The 26001-nt window shown below is 54.1% G+C and carries 20 protein-coding genes and 1 tRNA gene; 6 read left to right on the top strand and 15 right to left on the bottom strand.

Annotation, left to right across the window (positions count from 1 at the left end):
* Positions 1–40: 40 nt before the first annotated feature.
* Positions 41–2830 (bottom strand): choice-of-anchor Q domain-containing protein, encoded by a 2790-nt coding sequence (locus WHS88_10045; GenBank protein MEJ5260519.1) that lies wholly within the window; start codon positions 2828–2830, stop codon positions 41–43.
* 453 nt (positions 2831–3283) lie between these two features.
* On the opposite strand from WHS88_10045, the gene WHS88_10040 reads away from it, so the two are divergent.
* The 5 genes from WHS88_10040 to WHS88_10020 all read left to right on the top strand — a co-directional run bounded on the left by WHS88_10040 (position 3284) and on the right by WHS88_10020 (position 6336).
* Positions 3284–3721 (top strand): hypothetical protein, encoded by a 438-nt coding sequence (locus WHS88_10040; GenBank protein MEJ5260518.1) that lies wholly within the window; start codon positions 3284–3286, stop codon positions 3719–3721.
* A 15-nt stretch (positions 3722–3736) separates the two neighbouring features.
* Positions 3737–4795, top strand: coding sequence for a helix-turn-helix domain-containing protein (locus WHS88_10035; protein ID MEJ5260517.1), 1059 nt, complete (start codon positions 3737–3739; stop codon positions 4793–4795).
* A gap of 111 nt (positions 4796–4906) precedes the next feature.
* Entirely contained in the window at positions 4907–5686 is a 780-nt protein-coding gene (locus WHS88_10030) for an OmpA family protein (GenBank protein MEJ5260516.1), read from the top strand.
* A gap of 26 nt (positions 5687–5712) precedes the next feature.
* Positions 5713–6174, top strand: coding sequence for a nucleoside-diphosphate kinase (ndk, locus tag WHS88_10025; GenBank protein ID MEJ5260515.1), 462 nt, complete (start codon positions 5713–5715; stop codon positions 6172–6174).
* Between the two features lie 77 nt (positions 6175–6251).
* Positions 6252–6336 (top strand) — tRNA-Ser (locus tag WHS88_10020).
* A gap of 53 nt (positions 6337–6389) precedes the next feature.
* On the opposite strand, the gene WHS88_10015 is transcribed toward WHS88_10020, so the two are convergent.
* The 14 genes from WHS88_10015 to WHS88_09950 form a co-directional block, all read right to left on the bottom strand.
* Positions 6390–8090, bottom strand: a complete 1701-nt coding sequence (locus WHS88_10015) for a hypothetical protein (protein ID MEJ5260514.1) — start codon at positions 8088–8090, stop codon at positions 6390–6392.
* 155 nt (positions 8091–8245) lie between these two features.
* Positions 8246–9259, bottom strand: a complete 1014-nt coding sequence (locus WHS88_10010; GenBank protein MEJ5260513.1) for a hypothetical protein — start codon at positions 9257–9259, stop codon at positions 8246–8248.
* A gap of 12 nt (positions 9260–9271) precedes the next feature.
* Positions 9272–11128 (bottom strand): sugar-binding domain-containing protein, encoded by a 1857-nt coding sequence (locus WHS88_10005; protein ID MEJ5260512.1) that lies wholly within the window; start codon positions 11126–11128, stop codon positions 9272–9274.
* A gap of 47 nt (positions 11129–11175) precedes the next feature.
* The gene (locus tag WHS88_10000; GenBank protein MEJ5260511.1) at positions 11176–12597 is read right to left on the bottom strand and encodes a sulfatase; all 1422 of its coding nucleotides are present in this window, start codon (positions 12595–12597) and stop codon (positions 11176–11178) included.
* A gap of 24 nt (positions 12598–12621) precedes the next feature.
* Complete coding sequence (locus tag WHS88_09995) at positions 12622–13620, bottom strand: glycoside hydrolase family 43 protein (GenBank protein MEJ5260510.1); 999 nt, start codon at positions 13618–13620, stop codon at positions 12622–12624.
* Between the two features lie 40 nt (positions 13621–13660).
* A complete protein-coding gene (locus tag WHS88_09990; protein MEJ5260509.1) occupies positions 13661–15106 on the bottom strand; it encodes a sulfatase-like hydrolase/transferase in 1446 nt (481 codons plus the stop codon).
* A 140-nt stretch (positions 15107–15246) separates the two neighbouring features.
* On the bottom strand, positions 15247–16038 hold the full coding sequence (locus tag WHS88_09985) for a PEP-CTERM sorting domain-containing protein (GenBank protein MEJ5260508.1): 792 nt from the start codon (positions 16036–16038) through the stop codon (positions 15247–15249).
* An 81-nt stretch (positions 16039–16119) separates the two neighbouring features.
* Entirely contained in the window at positions 16120–17403 is a 1284-nt protein-coding gene (locus WHS88_09980) for a hypothetical protein (protein ID MEJ5260507.1), read from the bottom strand.
* A gap of 33 nt (positions 17404–17436) precedes the next feature.
* On the bottom strand, positions 17437–18642 hold the full coding sequence (locus tag WHS88_09975) for a hypothetical protein (GenBank protein MEJ5260506.1): 1206 nt from the start codon (positions 18640–18642) through the stop codon (positions 17437–17439).
* Positions 18643–18726: 84 nt separating this feature from the next.
* A complete protein-coding gene (locus tag WHS88_09970) occupies positions 18727–20925 on the bottom strand; it encodes a LamG-like jellyroll fold domain-containing protein (GenBank protein ID MEJ5260505.1) in 2199 nt (732 codons plus the stop codon).
* 90 nt (positions 20926–21015) lie between these two features.
* A complete protein-coding gene (locus WHS88_09965; protein MEJ5260504.1) occupies positions 21016–22560 on the bottom strand; it encodes a sulfatase-like hydrolase/transferase in 1545 nt (514 codons plus the stop codon).
* Between the two features lie 30 nt (positions 22561–22590).
* On the bottom strand, positions 22591–23430 hold the full coding sequence (locus tag WHS88_09960; GenBank protein ID MEJ5260503.1) for a prepilin-type N-terminal cleavage/methylation domain-containing protein: 840 nt from the start codon (positions 23428–23430) through the stop codon (positions 22591–22593).
* 25 nt (positions 23431–23455) lie between these two features.
* Complete coding sequence (locus WHS88_09955; GenBank protein MEJ5260502.1) at positions 23456–25144, bottom strand: NPCBM/NEW2 domain-containing protein; 1689 nt, start codon at positions 25142–25144, stop codon at positions 23456–23458.
* Positions 25141–25629: a sigma-70 family RNA polymerase sigma factor gene (locus WHS88_09950; protein MEJ5260501.1), complete on the bottom strand. Its 489-nt coding sequence runs from the start codon at positions 25627–25629 to the stop codon at positions 25141–25143. Before WHS88_09950 ends, WHS88_09955 begins: the two co-directional genes overlap by 4 nt.
* On the opposite strand from WHS88_09950, the gene WHS88_09945 reads away from it, so the two are divergent.
* Positions 25622–26001 (top strand): hypothetical protein (locus WHS88_09945; protein MEJ5260500.1); only part of this gene is annotated, 380 nt, incomplete at its 3' end. The two genes, WHS88_09950 and WHS88_09945, sit on opposite strands and share 8 nt — an antisense overlap.

Below are 26001 nucleotides of genomic sequence, written 5' to 3'. Positions count from 1 at the left end.
CCCAGATTTTCATGAACTTTGTAGTTCTGACGCAATGCATTCATTCTTGTTCTCTCCGGACACTGTCGGCCTGCAATTCAAGAAGACCCTGATAGACTGTATCCATAAAGTTTTTCCAGACCTCGGCGTCAATATCTTTCTGCATCTCCGGGTCCTCCCGCCAAATGCGCTCCAAAAACGCAATCGCTTCCTGGAGGTGGCTAATCCGGCCTTCGATTGACACCTCCGGCTGTTCGATTGCCTCGGAAGCAGACTGCATATCTTTGAGCCCCATAAAATCGCCGCCCATCAACAGCATATCCCCGCCGCCGCTGCCCATTCCCTGTATCTGCTCGATATCCAGCCAGCACGCTTTCCACAACCACGGTGTTTCGTTGGTAAACAGAATCAGGTCCGACAGACCAACAGCATAATTGCCGTTTAAATCCCAAACCGGATTCCAGCCGATAAAATCATTCGGATCAACCAGGTTTGGATCGGTAATAGAAGGGTCATTCGGGTCCCGGCTCAGCCAGGCATGAGCAAAAGAGCTGAACTCGAAAAAGTTGACTAAACCATCCGCATTCCAATCCAAAGGATTGGAGATGTCCTCGCAGTGCACCTCATACGCCCCCATATCCACCGCCGCCCCGTACACCCGCTCCTGATGGTCCATATCCGTCTGCCCCTCATACTCCAGATACGGATTGCCCGCATCTTTGCAGGGCGAATCGTATAAAATCCGCACATTGTTGGGGTCCTCATAGGCAAACTTCGGCTCGACGCTGATGTTGCCGTTGCCGTCCGGCGTGAAATTCCCTTGCGGATGATTCGGATCATAGATGCAGCTGTAGTAGATATGCTCCCTCCCGAAACCGGAAACCTGTTCTCCCCCTCGATTGTTGTACCACAAAATACAATTCTGTACCTCCGGCCAGTCTTTGTCATTGGGGTCAGAAAGTGTTCGGTTATCAACAAATGATAACCCAACATTTCTGTTATAAGCCATCGTCAAATTATGAAGAACTGGCGGATTCGTCGGGTTAATCATTCGGACGCCTGCATTACCAAATTCGGATAGATCTGACTCTGAAATGATGCTATTGAAGATTCGCGGAGTGGAACTTTGACAAAACACTCCATTTCTCATCTGCTTCATCACCCAGCAGTTGCTCATCGATAGCGTATACCCTTCTCCTGAATGTCTTATCCCGTCAGAGCCATTATTTCGCACATAACACCATTCCAGAATTATGTTGCCGTTAATCGCTCTGATGCCAAAATCTGCGTTATTTTCTACAATGCAGTTGGCAAGTGAAAAGTCAACCCCGGAACCATAAATACCATAGCTTGGCCCTTCGGGATTGTCCGCACCCGTTATAGTAAACCCATCAAGAAAACTGTTATTCATCATCCGTACCACAGTTTCATTGCGTTCCGCATCGGCCGCATCGGTCAGGATGGTTTTATACTTTTTTGGATTCCGCTGCTGCCGACTGCTTTCATTTCCCGCAAAACCGCCGTAAACCCTCACCCCGGCCGGAATCACAAACGTCTCCTCCGGCAGACGCCCCGGATCATACTCGCCCTGCGCCACCCATATTTCACAGCCGCAGCCGACGGCCGCTCGGGCCAGCGCCCGCCGCAAATCCGTATAGGCATCCCGCCAGCGGGTCCCCACATCCGCTCCCTTCGCACGCCGGTCCACATAAATCACCTCCTCCCCACTCCAGCAGCAAACCCGCGTGTCCCACTCCGCACTCACCAGCCCCAGCGAGCTCGTCAAAACCGCCCGATTGCGCATCGGCATCCCCGGCTCAGCCCGTTCCGTGACCGTCACCCTCAACTGTCGGCTGCCGGAACTGCCGGCCGGAATCGTCCCCAAATGCCAGGTGTATGTATGGTCGGCCGGATTATAATTCGGATCCAAAACCAGCGGCTCGAGGCTCAGGACAGGATCATAATCCACTCCCTTCGGCAGATAATCCACCAGCACCGCATCCTGCGCATCTTCCGTACCGACATTCTGCCACTGGAGAGTGTATGTGAGCGTATCCCCCGGTCCCACACATCCTCCCGCCTCCACATCATCCGTCTTTCCCAGGACCAGTTTTTCCGTCTCTTTCTGCGGACCAAACAGAAACGCCAGAGTCAGCGACGTGCTTTCGTTGGGGTCCAGTGTCCCCAGGGCCCAGCCCATCGCCCCGCCGACTTCTTCTCCGTAAATCCGGTCTTTGCCGTTTAAAACACGGTCTTCAATATGAACGTGCGTCCCGTCCCGCGGTCGGCCCTGATGGCCTCGATACATAGAATTGTCAATCCAGTCCGGTTCCACCGTGCTGCTGAACCCAACAAAATCCACATGACTGGAGGAAGTCTTCGGCCCGTTCCACTGCGTAATGTCATAGCGAAAATTGCCCACCCGATGAACGGGGTTGAACGGAACATAATTTGCCAGCGGGTCCGGAAAGGCCGCGTCACAATACGTCGAATTCACATACGGCCCGTACTCATCCGCTCCATGACTGTGCAGAAACTGATAAAACTCCAGATTCGTCAGCGGTTCGTTTTTCAGATTCCGAATCACATAGGTCTGCAGAAAGAAATACGCATCACTGTACATAAAACCAAGGCTGTTGGTGTCGGTAATATACCCCATAACCGACCAGACCGGATGAACCACTTCGGTATGAATCGTGATTTCCACATCTCCATTGGTTATGACCGACTTGCCGCTATCGTGATAGGGAATGGGGTTGAAAGGGTCATTCCAGGCCGCGCAGACCCCCGGCGAGGTAAAAGTACTGTTGGTGGACCAATAGGGATACTCAAATTGCCTCGTCAGCCACATATCCCCCTCCTGCCCGGCGGCTCTCCATCTGCTTTCTCCCTTCCTTCTTTTTACTTAATTTATATTCCCTATCTTACCAAAGACACCTAATCTTGTCAACAAAAACTACTATCGGGACAATATATATCTTCTATCTTCCTTGTTTTTTAGACCTTTCCTCAATAAAGTCGTTTTTGCCCCCACTGCAATTGATAGAAAAAATGGGAAATTCCGGAAAATCTTCCCTCCTGTTCAGCAAGCATTCAAGGATTTTGTATTCGATAAGCCGTCTGCCTTTGACTCCGAAAGTTTTTTTATGGATTTCGAACTTCGTGTTTCGAATTTGTTCAAAATGGCAGCTTTGTTTTCTTAATTTCAGCGTCAAATGAGTTAAAAACCAGTTGAACCCCGACAGAAGTCCGGTATAATCGATGGATAAAGCAGTATTTTTGCGGAGGTTAGGTAAAACCGGAAATGGGTGCGCTGAATCGATTTCGTTTCATAGCCGGCATCGCTGTGGGGATAGCCGCAGCGGCACTTTTGTTCCGCAACCCTTTTGAACCGCTTGCTGTTCGTGCCGGCGAAGCTCCGACCGCCTCCACAATTCTGGCTGTGCCCGTTCAAATCAGCCGTGAAAACCAGGGCATCGCTCTGATCGATACACGAAACCGGACCATCTGGGTGTATGAGTTTTTCGACCGGCAAACCGGATTCAAGCAGATTCGGCTGATGGCCGCCCGTTCCTGGGAATATGACCGGCTCCTGACCGAATGGAACAGCGCCGACCCGACCCCGCAGCAGATTCGAAGCGTCCTCGAAAACATCCACCAAAAACAGATGCTCGAAGCGATTCAGCCCACCCCGCCCGAAACCGAAAAGAAAAACCAATCCCAAACGGAACTTATTCAATAAGGCAGGAAATCAATTATGGCAGGCAAATATTACACCCTTCAGGAAGTAATGGAAAAACTCGGCAAGAGCGAAGAACAGGTGAAAGCCCTCGTCAAAGAAGGCACGCTTCGCCAATATCTCGATAAGGGACAAGCCCTCTTTGACCAAACACAGGTGGATGCACTGGCTGCCGACCAGCAGGGTTTGCTGGACCTGACCGCCGCCGGAACGGACTTTGACCTGAAGCTGGAGGAAACGGCCGAAATCAAGCTCCTGCCCGATGAAGAGGAAACCCCTGAAACCCCGAAAAAGGAAAGCGAAGGCGGATTCGGCCTGAGCATGGCCGGCGAAGAAAACCTCAGCTCTGAAGACACACGGGCAACCTCGATGGGCATCAATGTTTTGGATGAAAGCGATGAGGGCTACAAACTGGCCGCCGATACCAAAGGGGAAACCCGCGCCGGCGAACTGGAAGAAATCGAAAGTCTGGATGCCGACGCCAACCTCGAAAGCGTCGGCAGCGGCTCCGGCCTTTTGGACCTATCCCTGCAGGCGGATGACACCTCGTTAGGAGCGGTGCTGGACGACATTCTGCCCGCCGCAGCGGAAGGGGCCGCAGAAGCGCCGCTGGCAGAAGAACCGCTCAAACTGGCCGAAGAGGCCCCGCTTGAGGAAGTCTCAGAAGAGGCCAAAACCCCGCAGGCGGTCTCCGCCGCCGAAGCGGCTTCGCTCGAATCCGTTACAGCTCCATCCGGCGCCGCAGTACAACTCGCTGCCGCCGCCCCAGTGGACCCGGCCACCACCGCCTACGGTCTAGCAATGCTGGTTCCCTTTGCTTCGCTGATTATTGCGGCAATTGCCCTGGGGGCCGGGTTGCGGCATATCCGCCCCGGACTTTTGAACCTCCTGGCCGGTTCTCAGCTGATGGGAGTCTCTATGGCCTGGTGGATTGCAGGCGGTCTTTTCGTCCTGACGCTGCTCCTGCTGGCTGTTTTCAACTCAATGCTGTCGGAAAAACCGCCTAAGCCGGCAGGCATCGCTCAAAAGCCCAAAAAAGAAAAGGCCCCAAAACCCGAGAAAAAAAAGAAAAAATAAATTAGATTCGCTCTTGTAAACCGATAAAAAGAAGGTGTAATTGCATCAATACAGTTTTTTCCTGATTTGAGCAACAAATACGGAGTTTCTGGAGCAAGAAAGGGATTGAATATGAAGATGGTTAAGACTTTGATTGGAATTGTTTCCGTTGCCGCTCTGATCTTTATAACCGGTTGTCAACAACCGACTATTGATGAGCTCCGGACTCAGAACCGACTCCAGCAGGAACGCATTTCCAGCCTGGAAAATGAATTAACTCAGTGCAGCGTCAACCTGCAGCAATGCCAGAAAGACAAAGAAATGCTCGCCGGCCAAGGCAGCGCAGACCTTCAGGCCAAGAATGCCCTTATAGCGGCCCTTGAAGCAGATTTAGAAAAGAAGAAGGCCCTGATTGCTCAGATGCAGGCCCAACTGCTTCAGAGCGGTGCTCCCCTGCCGCCGGAATTGAATCTGCGGCTTCAGGAGTTCGCCAAGACCAGCGATATGATTACCTTTGATGAAAGCACCGGGATGCTTAAATTCAAGAGCGACCTGCTGTTTGACTTAGGCAGCGACAAGGTTGCCGCCTCGGCTCAGGAAGCCCTTCGGCAGCTGGCCGCGATTATGAAAACACCGGAGGCCGCGGGATTTGATATGGTGATTGTTGGGCATACAGATGATGTGCCGATTAAGAAGCCCAGCACCCTGCAGGCCCATCCGACGAACTGGCATCTGTCGGTCCATCGTTCCATATCCGTTCTGAACGCTCTGATAGCGGCCGGCATCGCGCCGGAACGAATGGCCGTCAAGGGTTACGGCGAATACCGTCCTGTTGAACCGAACAAGCCCAACAAAGGCGGCAATGCAGCCAATCGCCGGGTGGAGATTTATATTGTTCCCAGCACACGGTAGCCGCCGGCTTTGCGGATAAAACCAGTATGCCGGAAAGGACGCTGATTATCCTCAAGCCTGATGCCGTACATCGGCATAAGATGGGACAAATTATCCAGCGATTTGAGGACAAGGGCCTGAAACTGGTAGCGGCCAAGTTTATGAAGATTCCCGAATCGCTGGCCCGCAGGCACTACGCGGTTCACGAAGGCAAGCCCTTTTTTGAAGGCGTCGTAAGGTATTTGTCCTCATCACCCGTATTGATTATGGTCTGGCAGGCCGAAGGGGTCATCCAGATGGCTCGAAAACTGATGGGGGCCACCTTCGGCTACGAGGCCGAACCGGGCACGATTCGCGGGGATTTCGGATGCAGCCGCGGATTCAACCTGATTCACGGCTCCGACAGTCCCGCCTCGGCAGAGTATGAAATCAGCCTTTACTTCAAACCCGAAGAGGTTTTTGACTATACCTTTGCGGACGAACAATATCTTTATGGACGGAATGACTGACCGACAGTCGCCGGACTTGGGTTGACTTCTGCATATCCGCCTTCTACAATATCCTCTGTCCGGTCTTCCAGCTGTCTGGAGGAGTGACCGAGTGGCTTAAGGTGGCGGTCTTGAAAACCGCTGTGCCGAAAGGCACCGGGGGTTCGAATCCCTCCTCCTCCGATTTGGTTTCGCGTTTGAACGTTCCCCTTTTCAAGCCGGTCTAAAACCCCCGTTTACCCCGTGCGGTGCAGCTCAAGAAGGGATACTCCCTGCCGGGGCAGAGAAAAGCGAAAAATACAACCGCCCGTTTCGGAAACGCTCAGCTCCGGTGCAGGGATTTCCGCCAGACGGCCTGCCTGTTCGAGCCGTGCATACTGTTCAGGGGCGGGGTCCTGCGGCCGGCCCATTTCTTTCCAGAGGGTGTAGGCGTTGCTGTAAGTCTGATCGACCCGAAAGTGCCGAACAGAACTCGGCCGGAAATCCGCCGGCAGATTCTTCACATTCAGTTCAATCTTTGCCTCCGGCCCGGGCAGGTCGTCATCATGATAATGCCAGACCAAAAGAGCCAGTTTGTGCGAGTCGAGGGAAGCCAGCGCAGAAACATCGGGCTGACGGCGGACGCCCTCCCGGAGCATGGTCTCGAGGGAAACAGCCCCGCTGCTTTGGACGGCGAGCCGCTGACCGCCCATCCGGCTGAACATTCGGAAAACATTCAGGACGGGCTTGTCAATACCCCGTGTGGCCAGAGAACGAAACCCGGCAAAAAACGGCTGGTCTTCAAACTGAAAGGCCCAGGTCAGGGCCCCCTCCAAATTGATGCCGTACCGCTCGGCCAGCTCGTACTTGCGGGCAAACACAGCGGCCGTATAACTGGAATACATCGTCCCGTTGCGATAACCGAGATGTTCTCCCTGACAGGCGGCACAGCCCTCCGGATCTGATTCGCCGATGATAATCGGCCGGCCCTGCAGCTGCGGGAAGGAGGCGATGATGCGAAAACCGTCTTCGATGGTTCGAAGGTGTTCGGCAATGCCCATTCGAACATGGCCGTCCGCAAAGCGAGGAGCTCCCTTGGCGTGGAACGAGACAAAATCCAGCGGAGTGCCCGTTTGGCCGGTTGCCCGGTTGGTGCCTTCCAGACAATGCCGGAGAAAATCTTTTTGGAATTGTCCGCCGCTGCCGGCAACATCGGGACCGCCGACCCGGGCGGTCGGCAGAGCTCTTCTGACCGCATCAATCGCCGTATCGTGAAGCCGGCAGAACTCTTCGAATGTGCCCTGCCAATACCCAATGTTGGGCTCGTTCCAGACCTGCCAGTACCAGGTTTCGACTTCACTGCGCCCGTATCGCTGTACGCAGTGTCTGGCCCATTGATAGACCAGCTCAGCCCATTTGCCGTAATCCTTCGGCGGATAGGCCCAGCCGGTATAGATTTCTTCGTATTTGGCCGAAGGGGTCCAGGAATGTTGATAGGGTTCGGGTTTGATGGACAGGTCTTTTGGCATAAAACCAATCTGAACGTAGGGTCTGACACCGCACTCCAGATAGGTATCAAAGATTCGGTCTAAAAGAGTCCAGTCATAAACAGCCCTGCCCTGCTCATCCTCGCGGTAGACGCCTGTGGAGCCCCATTTGAGGGCCGGGGTTCCGTCGCCGGAGCAGAGAAGATTGTGAGTGCGGAAATAGACCTGCTGCGGAGCCAGCTTTCCCAATTCGGCCAAAAGTTTTTTGCCGTCTTTCATATAGGCGTAATTCGGCTCATCGGCCCCGAAAAACCGCCAGATAGGACGAAACTCGCCGCTTTTTCGGGAGGCATCGACAACGATTTGGACCGGAAAGCCCTCCGGCGATTCCAAGGAAAACCCTTTTCGAGAGGCCAGAAACCCGGCAGAAACGGCCAGGATAGAGCGATGCAAAAAGGTCCGACGATTCATTTTCTATCCCTTTTGCTCCAGTTCAAAAATCGTCAGTTATCAGCTGTCAGTTATCAGGAAACGGCCGGAGTTTCCCCTCCCTGGGCTTGGGTACGGGGCCGTTTTTCACCAGGGGATTTTTAAATCGGCCGAGAGAAAAAACAAGAAAAAACTATTTATTTTAACGCAGACACCAGCGTTTCATACTCCCTTCGGCTGATGGGAAGCATACAGCCGTGACGGGCCCTGGCCGGCAGCTCATATTTGTTCCAGTCCTTCACTGGTGAATTGCCATAGGCCTGATACCAGGGCCCCTCCAGCTTCTCCGCTATCGAAAGCCCGTATGAAATCCCCGGATACTGCTCATAGTACAAGTACCAGATTTTCCCATCCGGCGAGGGAATCAGCATCGGCGCCTCGCGAAAATTCGGGCTCACCGGCGGGCCGGGTTTTGAATACGGGCCGAGCAGACTGCGGCTTCGGCAGATTCGAATCGTCTTTCCGGTCGGCCAATCGAGCGTCGGATAGCGCTCATCTTTGATAACGGCATAATAGAACTCGCCCGCTCGGCGGACAATCACATCAATGGTGGCCATATCCCATCCGAAAAGTTTCTTCGGAGGACTGGAAAACGTTTTCAGGTCTTTGGAGAGAGCGTAAATTGTCCGCTGGCCTGCCCAGTACGGCTCCGGAAGGTCTATCGGTCCCAAATCGTGCGTCGTATGCCACGTCAGCAGATATTGAGCAGACGGCTCATCATAAAAAAGTTTCGGCGCCCCGACCCGCATCAGGGCTCTTGGATAATCCGGAATGCTTCTCAGATTCGGTTCATATTGGCTGTATTGACTCCAGCAGAGCAAATCTTCCGAGACCCAAAAATGGATAATCAGGTCCTCATCCCGCCGGTTGCCGACCAAATAATACCGCCCGTCATGCCCCCGACAGATATCCGGATGGCCCCGGTATTCCTCAAACACCCGCCTGCCGCCGTTTAAGAGCGTCCAGTGCAGCCCATCCAGGCTCACACTGTAATACAGCCGGCCATAATCGCCTTCCATCATATGCGCAAACAGGTAGGCCTCATAGACCGGTTTCTGGCCCGGCTTGACCTGTCCGGGCGGGTCCGGCATCTGCGCAGCCGCCGCATTCCAAAACAGACAGACTCCCGCCGCAATCCAAACCGTTCTCATCGGGCAGACTCCTTACTGGTTCTCTTTATACAAAACCTGATGAAGTTGCCGTAATTTCTCCACAGGTATTTTAATGACCTCACGGTCGTAGGTCATCAACCCGTTGACCTCCCCTTCTACATCCGTAGTTTGGGTATAGACGGCTGCGGAGACACCCTGCTTTTTCATCTCAGCAATCTGATTAAACTTATAGATATAATTGTCCAAAAGTTCCTGTGCACTGTGATAGGTCTGATAGCCCCAATTGCGCATCTTTGGATTCCACAGATGCCCTTCAATCGGATAGCCGATGCCGCCGAACTCCCCAATGACCGTCGCGCGGTCTTTCTGGATTGAAGGCCGCGTCAGGTCCTTCTGATACGTATGAATGTCATAGACATCGCCGCAGGGACGCAGGGCCCAGCCGCTGACGGCATTTACCAGACGAGTCGGATCATATGCCTTCAGCCAGTTACTGATGCGGCAGGTGTCATACTGGCCCCAGCCCTCATTGAACGGCACCCACATGACGATGCAGGGTGCGTTGAAATGCTGGTCCACCATCCGCCGCAGCTCCCATTCAAACTGGGCCGCATGCTCCGACCGCTGATGCAGATCCGGCCCGTCCGCCGGAACATGCTGGATGTGATGCTGACGACGGCCATCCGGGTCCGGCAGCACCACCATCCCCGACGGCATATCCTGCCAGACCAGAATCCCCAATTTGTCGCACCAATAATACCACCGCTGGGGTTCAACCTTGATGTGCTTGCGAATCATATTAAAGCCCATCTGTTTGGTGATTTCCAAATCGTATTTCATTGCCTCATCCGAAGGCGGCGTATGCAGGCCGTCCGGCCACCAGCCCTGGTCCAGCGTGCCGTAGTGGAACAGCGGTTTGTTGTTCAAGAATAATTCCTTCCCGAATTGCCCCTGTCCCAGACTGATTTTGCGCATCCCGAAATAACTTGACAGCCGCTCGAGAACCTCCCCGGACGGCCCAAGCAGCTCCAGTTTGACATCGTACAGAAACGGACTGTCCGGCGACCACAATTTCGGATTGTCTATCCGCAGGGTCAGCGGCTTATTGACAGCAGTCTGTCCTTCCGGCCCCGGATTTTGACCTTCGAAGACGGAGATCTTGACCGAATATTTCCGATAATCCGGCTCATAGGCGATGGGAATGATTGTAACCTGATTTTTATCAATATCGGTCGTGATTTTGATTTCCCGGATGGCGGCTGCTTTGGGAATCGGCTCCAGCCAGACCGTCTGCCAGATGCCGCTGACAGGTGTGTACCAAATCCCTTCCTGCGGCATCTGCTGTTTGCCGCGGGCCTGTGATTCAAAATTCGTCGGGTCCCAGACGGAAACAACCAGCTCCTGCGTCCCGTCTTTGAGGTACTCCGTAATGTCAAAACTGAAACGATCATACGCCCCGCGGTGCGAACCGACATACGCCCCGTTAACCCAGACGGCCGTGTCCCAATCGACTGCTTCAAAATGCAGAATCACCCGGCTGCCAGTCCAGGACGGCGGCACCGTAAAAGTCCTGCGGTACCAGATTCGGTCATTCGGGGTCACGGTTCGGCCGACCCCTGACAAGGCCGACTCCACACAGAACGGGACCAGAATCTTCTGAAAAAAGTCCTTCGGCATCGGAGCGGTCTTCGACAGCAGGGCAAAATCCCACAGCCCGTTTAAGTTCAGCCATTCCGAACGCACCAGCTGCGGCCGAGGATACTCCAGCCAGGCCGTCTCGGGCTTCAGGGCCTTGCCCCACCGGGTCACCAGTCCGCCGCTTTGGGGCTGCCAGTTCGTCTCCGCGGCTTGCGCATAAACTCCCATCAAAACCCCCATCAGACAAACCATCCATTTCAAGCTTTTCATTCATTCTTCCTTTCGTTTTCCATCGTTTTTGCTACTTGGAACAATTCTCATGTTTCGTTCCGCTTTCCTCGCGCCTGATTATAGCGCTGCAGGGTATCCAGAACCGCACCGGGGTCACTCTGCTCTTTCATCCATTGGTCCAACTCCTCCGACAAGCGTCTTTTGACATCCGCATATTGCGGATTATCCGCCAGATTGTTCAGTTCATACGGGTCGTTATTGCTGTCGTAAAGTTCCTCCCCAGGCCGCTTCAGATACCGGCTCACCAGCTGATAGGCCTTTTCATCCTCCACCGCTGCCAGCATCCAGGAACTCCAGTAGTGCGTGTGTTTGTTTCCTATCGGCCCCATCACATATCTCTGAATATGGACCCGCTCCGGCAGGAGATTGCGGATATAACGATAACGGCTGTCCCGAGCCGAACGAATCGGATAGGCACCCCCTTCCGGGATATTGTTGTGCATCCCATAGGTATACCGGCGGTGTCCATCTTTTTTTCCGGTCAGCACCTCCAGGAAACTGGTCCCGTCGAACTGCCCGGTTGGGACGGTTCCTCCCGCCGCTTCTATCAGCGTCGGCAGAATATCCGCATATTGAATCATTGCTTCCGTACGAACGCCCGGTTTCACAACCCCCGGCCAACGTAGCGTTATGCCTGTATGAAGACCGCATTCATAATTGGTCCATTTGCAGCCGGGAAACTGCGACCCCTGCTCGGTAGAGAAAAGAACAAGGGTATTGTCCGCCTGACCCGTTTGTTCGAGCGTATCCAGAATATCCCCCACTTGTTGATCCAGCACCTCAATCTCCGCCAGATAACTCGCATAATCCTGACGGGTCTGGGGCGTGTCCGCAAGATTTGCGGGCAACTTCAGTTTTTCGGGGTCAAAATGATTCGCATCCCCGACGGTCCAGACCGCATGCGGAAGCACCAGCCCGACAATCAGACAAAACGGCTGGCTTTTATCCGCCTCCATATAGGCCCGAATCCCGCGGCAGTTATAATCAGCCGTTTCTGCAACGCAGTTGTCCTCAAACCCTTCGACCTTGTCAAACGGAAAGCAGCTTCTCGGCGATACGTGCAGTTTCCCAGTCAGCCCGACTCGATAGCCCAAGTCTCGCAGAAAATGACAGATGCTTCGGGTGCCGATGCGGGCGGGAGCATGATTCCAGCAGCAGCCGCTTCGCATCGGGTACAGACCTGTATAGAGCTCCGTTCGGCAGGGAACACATATCGCCATCGAAAGATATGCTTTTGAAAAAGTCATTCCCTCGGCGGCCAGCCGGTCGATACGGGGGGTCCGGACATTGACGCCGCCGTACAGAGGAAAATCATTGTAGGTGGCATCATCCGCCAGAATCATCAGGATATTCGGTTTGCGGGGATTGTCAGCGGCAAAAAGCCCCGGAGCTAAAGAGCCGCCTGTCAGGGCCGCCGACGCCGTCTTGAGAAATGCACGCCTATCCATTGCTTCCCTTTTTCCATAAATGTATCAGCCGCCGCGGCTTTCGATAACCGGCGCCGGCAGACGAACTCCACGAGTTGCCGCCCCGTGCAGACTTCCGTCCGCATCGAACCACAGCCGGTCCAGACAAAGAAAGCGAGTGAAATCATTTTCCCGACTGGTTTGCTTCTGATGATAGAGATGCCACCAGTTTCCGGCATCATCCCGAATCACGCAGCCGTGACCGGGCCCGAAAACACCTTTCGACCGCCGAATGATAGGATTGTGTGCGGCCCGACGGAACGGCCCCATCGGATTGTCCGCCGCGGCATAGCCAACTGCATAGTCCGGATAGGCCGCGTGAGAGCCGCTGTAGAGCAGATAATAAACCCCGTTGTGTTTGAGCATCCACGGGCCTTCCGTTACGGCCCCGTGCTTTTTCTCCCAGTCCTCCTGCGGTTCCAGAACAACCTTCGAAGGCCCCGAAGGCGTTCGCGGACCGCTCATCAGCTGAACGGTAATCCGGAAGCCAGGAAACTGCACAAAATACAGATACAGCCGGCCGTCATCATCCCGAAACAGATGGGCATCAATGGCGTTTTCAAATAAATCCTGCGGATTCACGAAAGGCCCCTTTGGGCTGTTGGAATCGGCCACCCCGACAACCTGCCAATCCGGATTCAAAGAAGATTGAGCCGTGTAATACAGATAAAACGTTCCGGAAACCGGGTCCTGCCATACATCCGGCGCCCAGCTTCGCGGGCGGCTGAAAACCACTTCCCCGCGAGTCCATCTGACCAAATCCGCAGACGTCCAAAATCGATAGCCGCCTCCCCGGACATCCCCCGTCGCATAAAGATAAAAAATTCCGTTGTGCCGAATCACCGTCGGGTCTGCCAGCCGCACATCCAGGAGCGGATTTTGGTAGATTTTTTCCTGCGGTTTCGCGGCAGTCTCTTTTGCACAGACCTGTGGAGCCCCCCATCCCGCCAGGAAAAGGAAAATCACACCGGCCAAATTGCTCATCCCTGAAGGAAACGTTTCCATTATTCCCGCATTCTGATGTCTTAAATCTCTGTTTATTTGCCTATCGTTCCAACCCTATCGAGTCCGCCCAGGCCCTCAGTCTTTCCCAGAGTCTTTGAGCCGTCTGCGGATTCTGCTGTGCCAGATTCTCCTGCTCATTCGGGTCATTGGCAAGATTATAAAGCTGCCTATTTTGCCCTTTCAGGCCGGCCAGCAACTTCCACTGCCCTTCCCGAACCGCCAGAACCGGACTGACATTTTTTGGATTGCCCGGTTTGGGGTCATTGGGATAGTACCAGAAAATCGGTTCTTTTCTTTCTATTTCCGCCCCGAGGAAGGCTGCACTCATATCCTCCCCATCCAGCTGCACACCCGATGGAAGACTGATGCCGGCCATCGTACACAGCGACGGGAACAAATCCGCTCCGCAGACCAACGTTGACTGATTGACCTTTCCCGCGGGGATAGTTCCCTTCCATCGCACAATAAAAGGCATCCGGATGCCTCCTTCGTATAGACTCCATTTGCGGCCTTTAAAATCTCCGACGGAACCCGGCGGCAACCATCCCTCTTTGTAATAACTGGCCCAGTCCGTCGGCCCGTTATCGCTGGTAAGAATCACCAGCGTCTTCTCCTCCAGGCCCATTTCCGACAGCCCGTCCGAAAGCCGCCCAATCTGGCGGTCCATCTCCTCCAGCACGGCATAAAACCTCTGCACATACGGATTGTCGGAATACGGCCGAAACTTTTCCAGCTGTTCAGGGACCGGAAGATGCGGGTCATGAACATCATTGAACCAGACATTCACATAAAACGGCTTGTCCTTGTGCCGTCGGATGAAATCCAACGCCTGATCCACCCGAATTTGCGTAATCTGATGCTTTTCCACCCACGTAATCTGCCCCCGTCCGAGTCGGGCACTTTGATTGGAAAGACCGTCGCCGCGAATTAAAAGCCGATCGCCCAGCCCTTCGAAGGCAACCGAAGACTCATCAAAGCCGTATTCCTGCGGAAGCGGAGCATCTCCGACATCCCGTCCCCCGCCCATGTGCCACTTGCCGAAATGAGCCGCGGCATACCCTGCCGCTTTAAACTGACGCGTCAGAAACGGAGCGCTGGGGTCTAGAAAATCCGCCATTCTGCGCTGCCGATTCAGCTCCCGCCGGTCCAGATAGGTAAAAATGCGCCACCGAGCCGGATACTGGCCCGTCATCAGGGCTACACGCGACGGCGAACAAACCGGAGAGTTCACATAAAACTGCGTAAACCGAATCCCTTCCTGAGCCAGACGGTCTATGTTGGGCGTCGGAATCGTCAAAGAACCGCCGTAGCAACTCGGGTCCGCATACCCCATATCATCAACCAGAATCATCAGGATATTCGGCCGAAGCGGTTTTGCCGTTGTGCCGGACTTTCCGGATTCGCCCGCCAGGCAACCTCCGAAGGTTGGAACAAACAGGCCGGCTCCCAGAGAACCCAAAAAATCGCGTCGAGTCAGAAAACACATTTTCACCGCTTCCTCAACTCAGAAAAATCTGCTGCCCGCAAAGAGAGGGTGCGGAGCAAGCTCCCCAGATCCTCTCCCTGCAGGCGGCAGATAAACCCTCATTCGACATCCATTCGTCTGATGGAGCATTCCGCTTTTGTTTACAGGTGACGTCGAGGCCGCAGAAAGAACGCCCCACCCCCCAATAGAACCAGCGACGCCGGCTCCGGAACATAAGCCGCAAAGATCTGCCCCAGCTGATTGGCATATCCGGGTGTCTGGATCATCGGCACGGCGTTCATCCAAAATAACTGCGGATACAGAGACAGAGCATTGTTGGTCCCGTTATCCTCCAGGAGTCCGCCCAGCCATCCATACTGGTCCGACGGAATCGGCGAGACGCCGAGAAAACTGACCGAACAGTTTCCGTCCAAATTCTCCGTACCGGTAGAGTTGGTAATTGTGTACAGACTCCCGACCCCATTGATGCAAATAAAAAGCTTTCCGCTCACAATGTCCATTGAAGCATAAACGATGTTCTCCTGACCGAAGTTAACGGGGCCAGCCGAAACCGCCATCGATTTGCCCAGTCCGCCCTCATTGGCAAAATCCGTATCATTCAGACTTGTCGGAACGGCATATCGGCCGTTTGCCGCCTTGGCTGCAAAAATCAGATTCCCACTGGCCAGATACAGGCCGGTGCCGTTGGATGTTCCGCCGTTTTCGATGACAATAACCGGACCGGCAGTCATCTGACTGATATCCGGATTAAATCGGGCGGCCAATGTGATTTTTCCTGTTGTGATTTTCGGCACCTCATTCAAAAGACCGTTGCGGGCTGCTGTGTAGGTCCCGAGGGCTGTGCCGTCATCCAGACTGGGGATAATCACTCCGCCGGATGCCATCCCTGCAAACACAACCGCCGCCAAACAGACTATACAGATACTTTTCATCTTTCCTTTCCTCCGCAAAATGTTTCCAAATCCTTTACAAAACCGCCACACACACTTCCACACGGTTTGTCAGCAGAAAAATCAGCCGGCAAAGTTCTGACAGGTTGGATCGGGGATACTGCACCCCAGCCATTCGAGAACAAAAATGGAAAAATCCTCCAAATCCACCCGGCAGTCCAGATTGAAATCGGCCGGACTGAATCCGAAAGAGCCGCAGTCATTGTCTTCAATATTCACCCAGACGGGATTCAAAGAAATCCCATAATAAGGAGAAGATGGGTCTGTCAAAACCGTCAGCTTAAGTCTGGTATCGTGAACCGCCCGTTCCATCTGGTCGTCATCGACGGCGGTAACAAGAAAACTCTGCGTGTTTTGCCAGTTGGAGGAAGTAAACACAACTTCGCACGGCGTTATTTGGACCTGAGCCGGATTCAAAACATCCTCCATTCGAACTGTTACGGACGAACTGCCTGGGTTCAATGTCAAGGACACATTTATGGTATCCGTCTCGCCGCCTTCCCGAACCGTCGTACCTCCGCCGTTTTCTGATACCAGAATAGATGCTCCCTGGAAAGGAATGCCGTACTTGGTGCTGAGGTATTCAGCCGTCTGGGAAATCTGCTGAAGAGAAAGCTGGGCGTTGTAAACCAGAATCTCCGCCAAGTCCCCATTGTAAAAATCGGGCCACCACGCCCCGGCCGTATCCACCCCGTTGCCGATGGAAAGATGGTTTCCCGCGGAATCAAAAGTAATCACATTGGCCGGATTATTGCACGTCAGCGGTTCGGCAATCAAGTCATTTACCGCATAATACAAACTGTCGTGCCGTCCCCCCTGAGCCATCCGACGGATGCCGATATGGTACACACCGGCACTGACCGGATTGCTGCCGGCCGGACTGAGCGCATAGCCGTTATTGAACCGGCAGCCCGAAGAGCCGCTGGAAACATCCACCGCCATCATTCGAGAAGCCGTCCCCGAGGCCGCACCGATTTGGGCCGCCCGCTCGACCGACCCGCTGCTGCCTCCGGTGCATACGATAAAAATCGTCAGCCCCGCCGACGGATTCGGCAAAACCCAATTAGACGAAACCATCACATCCTGCTCGGCACGCACAAAGCGGACTGCCGGCTTGCCGTTGATTTGGCCCGCTTTATAAGTTGGGCTGCCGTATCCGCTGACAATCCGCACAGTACCGTCCACAGAATCCTCCGTCGTCGAATCCGGCCAGATGGTTACTGCACTGCCGTCCGTCAATCCCGTTAGGGCATCCGCCTTTAAATGAATAATTAGATTCTCCGTCACCAAATCAGCCCGGACAGTCCCTCCCAGACAAAGCAGCAGCATTGCTTTCCAAAATTTCATTTTGTTCTCCGTCAATTCAAACCGTCTCAAAATTCACGGTCGATAATCGGTACAATTTCCTTCCGGTAAACTGCACTCTAGCCATTGCTGAACCAAAATAGACAAGTCCGCCAAATCCACTTGGCAGTCCTGATTGATATCCACAAAATCGTAGCCCCACAGTCCGCAGTCGTTTTCCCGAATTGAAACCGTCAAGGGAGCCGGAGTATGCCCGAAATACGGCGAAGCCGGTTCCGTCTGCACCTGAAATGTCAGCAGCGTTGTATGAACTCGGGGCTCTTGGGCCTCATCATCTACCGCCGTGATGGCAATCGTTTGAGGACTCTGCCAACTGCCTGAATCAAAGACAATTTGGGAAGGAACAGCCAAAACCTGAGCGGGTATGGACGAATCCATAATACCAATCGTAACTGAATATGGCCCCGGGTCGCTGCTGAGACGAATGGAGATCGTATCCGATTCGCCACCTTCCTGCACGGCCGTCGCCCCGTTCGTCTGCAAAACAAGAACAGTATAAGGAAGGATTTCATCGGGGACTGCTTCTGCAAAAATCTGCCCCCGCTGATTGGCATAGCCGGGCGTCTGCACCATGTTTCGGGCATTGGTCCAGAACAGCAGAGGAAACTGTGCAGCCCCGGTCTCCACAAGACCGCCCATATGCCCGGCAAGAATGGTCCCTGAACCCAGAAAACTCACCGACGTGTTGCCGTCCAGATTCTTCGAAGCATCCGACCCGGTAATCGTATAAATGCGGACGGCTCCGTTGATGCTGCTGACCAGCCTGCCTGCGGCGGCATCAAACGAAACATAGACAACATTTTCCGCACCGAAGCTGACCGGCCCCAGCGTTATTGCCAGAGCATTGTCGCTGAAATCGGTGTCGTTCATGCCGGTCGGCAATCCATATTGATTGCTGCTTTTGGCGGCAAAAATCAGATTGCCGTCTCCCAGATACAAACCGGTCCCATTCGTGGTGCCGCCGGTTTCAATTACAATGGTCGGCCCACCCGTCATCATACTCTCATCCGGATTAAAACGGGCCGCCAGGGTAATCTGTCCGGTTGTAATCTTGGAGTGGTCTCCGGCTATGCCCGCCCGAGCATTCGTGTAAGTCACCAGCGCCGTCCCGTCATCCAGAGCCGGAACAATTTCACCGGCCTGTACGACGGCACTCATTCCGACGGCAGCAAGCCATCCCAACACTATTCGCAGCGTCACCCGTGGTTTTCGAACTGTCATTTTACCCCCTGCTGATTGAATCCGACTTTGTATCCGTCGGAGGCCGGTAGACATGCCGGCCCCCTGACGGAATCTTCGCTCAGTTTACTGGGCCGGATAGAGCCCGGAATTCAGCCACGTAGATGCCAGTACGGCAAAATCCGCCAAATCCACCCGGCAATCAGGCTGGTCACCGGCCTGACCACCGCCGGCCACATCCATACGAAGGTCCAGATTGTCCGGATTCACACACACCCGCTGCTGCATCACCGGATAGTACAAATCAACCACCTCCTCCCAACTGAGGGCATAATTGAAAATCTGGACATCATCAAGATAACCGTTAAACGGAGACAGCAGAGCACCGGTGGTCAGGTCTCGGCCCAACGCGCCGAAATAGACCGGATAGAGGGTTTGCGGAACCGCCTGACCGGAGGCGCTGCGATTGGCAACCTCTCCGTTCAGGTAAATGACCACCTCACCGGCCTTGGCGGTAATCGCCAAATGCACCCATTGGCCAATCGGCAGCGGATCAATCTGAAGGTCGCCAACCCCCGGAATGCCGCCGATTTGGAGCCGTCCGTTATCCTGCCGGATTTCGATGTAGTAATTGGCGACAAAGCTGCTGTCCGTCCGCTGCCGATTGGCGACAATTCCCTGCCAGGCGCCGTTCGGACCGGCCCAGTTTATCCAGGCCGAAACCGTCGTTTCCCCGGTATTCTGAGCGGTCGCCCAGATCCCGGAATCGCCTCCGGCCTGCGGCTGCCCGGCAGCCGTCATATCCAGCGACTGTCCGCCGAGAGTCCCGGGCGTGCTGCTGGAAAAGACCGGCGCAAGCGTCGGCGTTGCATGATGGCCCTCGCCGCTTAGATCCAGATACTGTCCATTGTTATAGCTGCTGCTGTCGCTGTTCAGAGTCCAGTGGGCTACTTTGCGCTTCACCCCCAGCGTCGCGGAAGCAGATGCTTCGCTGCCGCCGCTGTTGGAAATCGAACAATAGTAGCTGCCTTCATCAGCCTTCTCAATATTGCTGATGGTCAGCGTTGAAGCATAGGTGATTCCATTGGTAGGAACCGTCACAACCGAAATATCCGGATCCGACGTGCTTAAGGGAACATCCGGCGTGCCGACCTTGTACCACGTAACCGTCGGAGCAGACTGAGAAGTAAACTCGCAGGTAAAGGATGCCTGGCCGGCAGGAAATGCAGTCGTCGGATCTGGAGAAACCGTCACAATCGGCTTGGAAGGCGTGGCTGTAAAGAACCAGATTGGACCGACCAGATTTGCCGGGTCCCCCTTGCTCTTGCCCTGAATCTGTTCTTCTACACGCCAGCAGACCACCTGGTCCCAAGTGAAGGTAAAGGGAACAGCAACCGGGTCACTGCCGGACGAAACAAACGTCTCATACAGCGGAGGAAGAAGCGTATTGGGTTCCCCGTTCTGAACCTGATACACCGTCACAAAATGACCGGTCACTTTCGGATTCGGATTGCTCATGTTGTTCGGATCTCTGGCCGAAGTAAACTGCAGCTGCGCAACCATCAGCGGATTGACATTCGTTGCACCGGTGGCCGGCACAGGATTGTGCGCCCGCAGCTCGAGCGTCTCCACATTGGAAAAGACCTGACCGAGCTGGTTGTTGTAGCCGGCTTTCTGGACCATATTGCGGGCATTGTTCCAGAACAGCAGCGGGAACTGGGCTGCACCCGTCTCGCAAAGACCGCCCATATGACCGGGAGTAATCGCACCGGAACCTAAAAAACTCACGGATGTGTTGCCGTCCAGGTTCTTGGAGGCATTGGAGCCCGTAATCGTATAGACTCGCTGCAGCCCGTTGATGCTGGTAACCAGTATGCCCGCCGCGGCGTCAAACGAAGCATACACCACATTTTCGGAGCCGAATCTTACCGGCCCTATTGTAATGGCCAGGGCATTATCGCTGAAATCGGTATCGTTCATACTGGTCGGCAGCCCCAGCTGATTATTGCTTTTGGCGGCAAAAAACAGGTTGCCGTCCCCCAGATACAGTCCCGTGCCGTTGGTTGTACCGCCGTCCTCAATCACAATCGTCGGGCCGCCGGTTACCATACTCACATCCGGATTAAACCGGGCCGCAAGGGTAATCTTGGCGGTGGTGATTTTCGCATGGTCTCCGGCCACACCCGCCCGCGCCGCCGGATAAGTCACCAGGGCTGTACTGTCATCCAGTCCCGGGACCAGAACACCCGCCGATACAGCCACACTCAGCAGGCTGATAACCGTAGCCGCTGTCATCAGCCGCATTGGAATCTTCACACTTTTCATCGTACGTACCTCCTGATTTCAACCGTTTCTTTTGTTTCGAAAGCTTCGGGCCTATACGCCGAGTACAGGCCGCCGTTCGTTCAATGACCCTTATCCTCGTGCCCCGCGAAGAATCACCCGGTTTCCATCCGTCCAGTTGTCCCGATAATAAGTAGACACCTCAAACGTGTCGCCGATGGAAGCCATCTTCGCCAGCATCTTGCTGCGCAGTTCGTTCTTTTTGTCCTGATACGATGGATTGTCCGCCAGATTCGTCATTTGATACGGGTCGTTGATATTGTCGAAGAGCAGCTCTTTCCCATCGACCTTGTACTGAGCATAGGTATACTGCTTATCCCGAACGGCCCGCCACTCATAGCCGTTCTCCCAGCTGGCACAGGCCCCCGTATTCTGCAGAAACGCAAACTCCGGCTCCGGCCCACTCTGTCCCTGCACCAGATGCGCCAGATTCATCCCTTCCACCCGCGATGGAATCGGCAATCCCATCAGCCCCAAAAAGGTCGGCATGAAATCCGCCGACGAAATACAGGCGTCCGAAACCCGGCCGGCGGGAATCCGGCCCGGCCAGCGAATCAAAAACGGAATCCGAGCCGCTTCTTCATAAAAGGTGTTCTTGGCTGCACGCCCCTGCGAACCGAACATTTCCCCGTGGTCGGATGTGAAAACCACAATCGTATTGTCCGCCAGTCCCTCTTCAGACAAAAACTGCATCAGGCGGCCGAAATTCCAGTCCAGGTTTTCCGTCATCGCATAATAAATCCGACGCCAGGTTTCCAGATTCGCCCGGTCCGTAGCACTCAGCTTTGCCCAGCTGTCTGCATACGGGTCATCATTGGACGGTTTGTAATTCGGCGGATTGGGCAGACTCGTATTGGCAAAATGGGCATAATACTCCGGCGGCACATTATCAATCGACCACGGAGCATGAGGAGTCCCCCACGACAAAATCATCGCGAACGGACGAGAGGATTTTTTCGCATGGCAGCGAATCCAGTCTATCGCCAAATCCGTCTGTCCGTCTGGTTCATAGACCCCCGAGGGGAAATAAATTTTCTCCTGCGACTCTGTATGATAATAACTTCCGTAATAATTATGATGGAAGTTGTAGGCCGCCCAGAAACCGTTGAAGCCCAGCCGATGCACACCGCGAGGCACAAACGAATTCTCCGGATTCAGATGGTCCCCCAGTTTATTCGCATACAGATGCCACTTGCCGATATACGCCGTATTGTAGCCCGCCCTCGTGAGGACATGGCCGAAACACTCCTGATACGGATTCATCCGCAATTCATTGATGACCATGCCGGTTGTAGTCGTGTATTTGCCCGTCATCAGCGTCGCCCGAAAGGCCGAGCAGACCGGCATGCTGGCCACACAGTTCTTAAAGTTCATTGCCTCCTCGGCAAACCGGTCCAGATTCGGCGTCCGCGCATTCTCCGCACCGGCATAATTTGTCCCGTTCCAGTACCTCGCATACCCGCAGTGCTGCGTTCCCAGCTGGTCCGCAATCACCACAATCAAGTTCGGCCGACTTGAGCCGGAATCCCCCCACACGGAGGACGTACATCCTCCCAATACCAAGCCGGCCGAGCCGGCAAGGCCCGTTTTCAAAAACGTTCGCCGATCCATCTTCATTCAGCACCTCCGGTTGATAAACAGACTCTCTTATTTGTACTTGTTAATCCAACTGGGCCACGTCCCCCGGAACCCCTGTGTATCAAAGGCCTTATGCCATTTCAGCTGCCAGAGCCGTTTGAGGCCGACGCGATCGACCGACATATCCAAAAACAGGACATTCACACCCCCATTGTGTCGGTCCAGGCAAAAACGTCTCATCTCATGAGAGGTCAGACAATTGTTGAAAAACTCCTCATAGGTATTGGGCAAGGCCGTGTATCCGTGCGGGCTGCCCGGGTCATCAAACGGCTGGTCATACCGCCAGTCCCGCGGATGACCGCCCCAGCGGAAGCAGTCCAGAAACAGCGGTATTTGACTGGTCCCCTGGTTGACATCCGACCGTTTCCAGTGGTAAGCCAGTTCGCGCCCCCATAAAAGTCCGTCTCCGTCCCGGTCCCGATGATCGTATGTCCAGTTGTTCACGCCGTAGCTGCTTTTGAATTGCTCCTCCGGAGAACCGGGAGGTACCACCTGCCAGGCATAGCTCCAACCGGGTGCAAGAAACTCCTCTTTCGTGGCTGCCGGGCACATCCGCATCTCCTCGCCTCCGCCCTGATAATACGGTTTCAGCGGTCCGACCCACAGAACCTGCTGATTATTGGAATCAAACGGATCCGGAAAACGGTTTTTGGAATCTGCCAGATACTGATTCCAAAACGCTCCCCACTGTTTTAGATTCGAACGGCAAATCACACCGTGCGCCTGCTGCTTGGCCCTTTTCAAAGACGGGACCAGTATCGCCAGCAGTACTGCGATAATGGCAATCACCACCAACAGTTCTATCAGCGTAAACGCTTCTTTCTTCCGCACTCGTCGCCGCATGTTCATCCTCATTTCCGCATCCTTTCTGCACCTATTCAAAAACCAGACAGGGCTCTCCAAAGACTGACCAGTCATTAAACGAGGTTCGATTGTCATATTCCGGGCTGCCTTTGCCGCCGTCTGTGGTCACAAGGGTCAGAAACCGGTCCTGATTCGATAACGGCACAGAAATCGTTCCGCCCTGACGCACCTGAACGCCTTTTCGAACAAACCGGACCTGACCGTCCACCAGAACCCAGAAATCCGCATAGGCGGGACATCCTCCCCCATCCAGATACTCATCCGCAATTCCGTACACAGCCCGAAACTCCCGAATCATCCCCGAATACGCCGTGCGGATTTTCTCCAAATCAAAGGTAATCCCGGCATTGCCGTGCATAAACAAAGCCCCCTTGCCGGGAATCCCGTATTGGATTCTGTTCAATCGGATGGGTCGGGTCAAAAGGGTTTGATCCGGATAAATAATGCCGCCCCACCCCAGACCGGACGTATCCGGAAAATCACGGAACAAATGCCCATGGCTGGTGATTTGAACCGGCCCGAACTCACCGTCTGGAATGAATACGCCGTCAATAAACGGATTGCCCCGGACTGGATGATACTGATGATCGCTGACCATATGCGTTCCGGGGCGAATCGTGGTCGAGTTCGCCGGCAGATAACTGTCCGCCTTCCACTGGCCTGTTACGGTATTAATGCAGGAACCGCGAAGACCTGTCCCCAGACCGTTGCCGCCGCCTACAATATCCGCCAGGCATAGATTCTGCCCCCGCCAGATCCACTTCGATTCCGAATTGATCGCCCGAACAAAATAATCGGACAAACATTCAATATCCGAAATCTCTCCGGTTTTGCCGGCAACCTTCTTGGCGTGTCCTTGACTGATTTCCAGATTCACTCGGCCGCTCCGACTGGCAAGCAGCATCGTCTTGCCCTTGAGTACATGTACCTGCGTATTGCCCCCAATATCCGACTGAACGCCGAACTCCGTCCCCAAATCAATAATTTTCGCATCCAGAGTATAAACGGAAAATCCCGCCGCCTCGCCGGGAGCCCTTACATACACCTTGCCGTACCGCAGTCCGATTCGGTCCGACGCCAGAATCTGAAATTCCGCCGGCCCCTCCAGCACCACCTTCGCCTGATTATCAAACAGCAGTTCTGCATATCCTTCTCGCAGCAGCCACTGCTCATCTCCCGTCGCCAGCCGTGTTCCCTTCTCCACCGGACCGGCCCTATTTGCCCATTTGGCGTCGATGCTGTCCGAGAGGGTCGCCACCTCCACCCCGCGCCCCAGCGAAGTCAAAAAGCCGTACGCAATGACAAAAATCAGCGCTGCGGCAGAAACCAGCAGCGACACAAGAGAAACTTTATTCACTCTTGAAGCATGCGGGGCACTTCTGGGCTTTTCCGCCTCGTCCGCTTGCGGCGGGCATGGGGGAATATCCAGGGCCGGAGCAGAGCGTTCAAAGGTTAGCAGTTCGTTCCACAGCTGCGAATTGGGCCAGCTGTCTCCCGCCTCTTCCCGCTCCGAAAGGATTCCCAGATGGCTTATCCCTACATAGGAAACGATGAAATCATAGTAATAGTCCCGAGCCGCTTTATTCGTCTTCAGCAAATTTGTCAGAACCCCAAACTGCTCCGGGCTAATCGTCCCCTCGAGTGAAAGGACAAACAGTCCCGTCAGCTGTTCGACAAACTGCGGCTCCTTCTTATTCATACGGCCTCTCCAAAAGCTATACGCTGCCGAATGCACTGAATCAGCCGGCTGTGAATCTTCGAAATCCGTTTGAAAACCGCTGGAGATGTGATGCTCAATCGCTCCGCAATCCGAGCCAGCGGCAGATTCTCTTCATACCGCATCTTCAAAAGCCGCAGTTCATCCGTAATTAACTTCTTCAGACACTCCCGAAGGGCATCCAGCCGCTGCTCAAAACGGCTCTCAAACGTCTTCATCTCCGCATCAAGGATTTTCTGCATCTCCTCATCGAAATGAATGCTCCCCTCGCTCTTCTTCTTTTTGTAGTAAGACAGAATTTCAAAGCGGGCAATCATAATGCTCCAGGCAAGAAAATCGCTGCCCGGTTTATACTGATCAAATTTTTTCCAGAGCACAAAGGTCGTATTCTGGAACACATCCTCTGCATCCGCTCGATTAGGAATGTAGCAGAGAATAAAGGAAAGGAGCCGATTTTGATTGGGCAAAAACACCTTCAGAAAGGCTTCCGAAGCATCTTTTTTTTCTCTACATACTTGCTCCATAATTCCTCTGGTTTTTTGTTCCATCAATAAAACATCCCCACTTTCCCTTTTATTAACCGGTTTGTTTCAAAAAAAATGCACCCAAATCTTTTCGGAAATGAGAGCCGCAAGTGCCCTGAAAACCCAAAAGGCCCTCACCAAAACCCGCAGCCGAAGTCTGATAAAACCGGCCGAATCAGCCGAAATAAATTTCTTTCCCGGGAGCCTTTATCTTTTCACCCCGCGGCTATCTCTGAAAAAACTTGGGGAAATTTTGGAAATTAGGGAAGCCATGGTAGATCGTACCCCCGCAATGCATATTCTTCTTTGGTCATA

The organism is Anaerohalosphaeraceae bacterium (genome assembly GCA_037479115.1).
Lineage (GTDB): Bacteria > Planctomycetota > Phycisphaerae > Sedimentisphaerales > Anaerohalosphaeraceae > JAHDQI01.
This window is presented reverse-complemented; position numbering and strand designations above follow the sequence as displayed.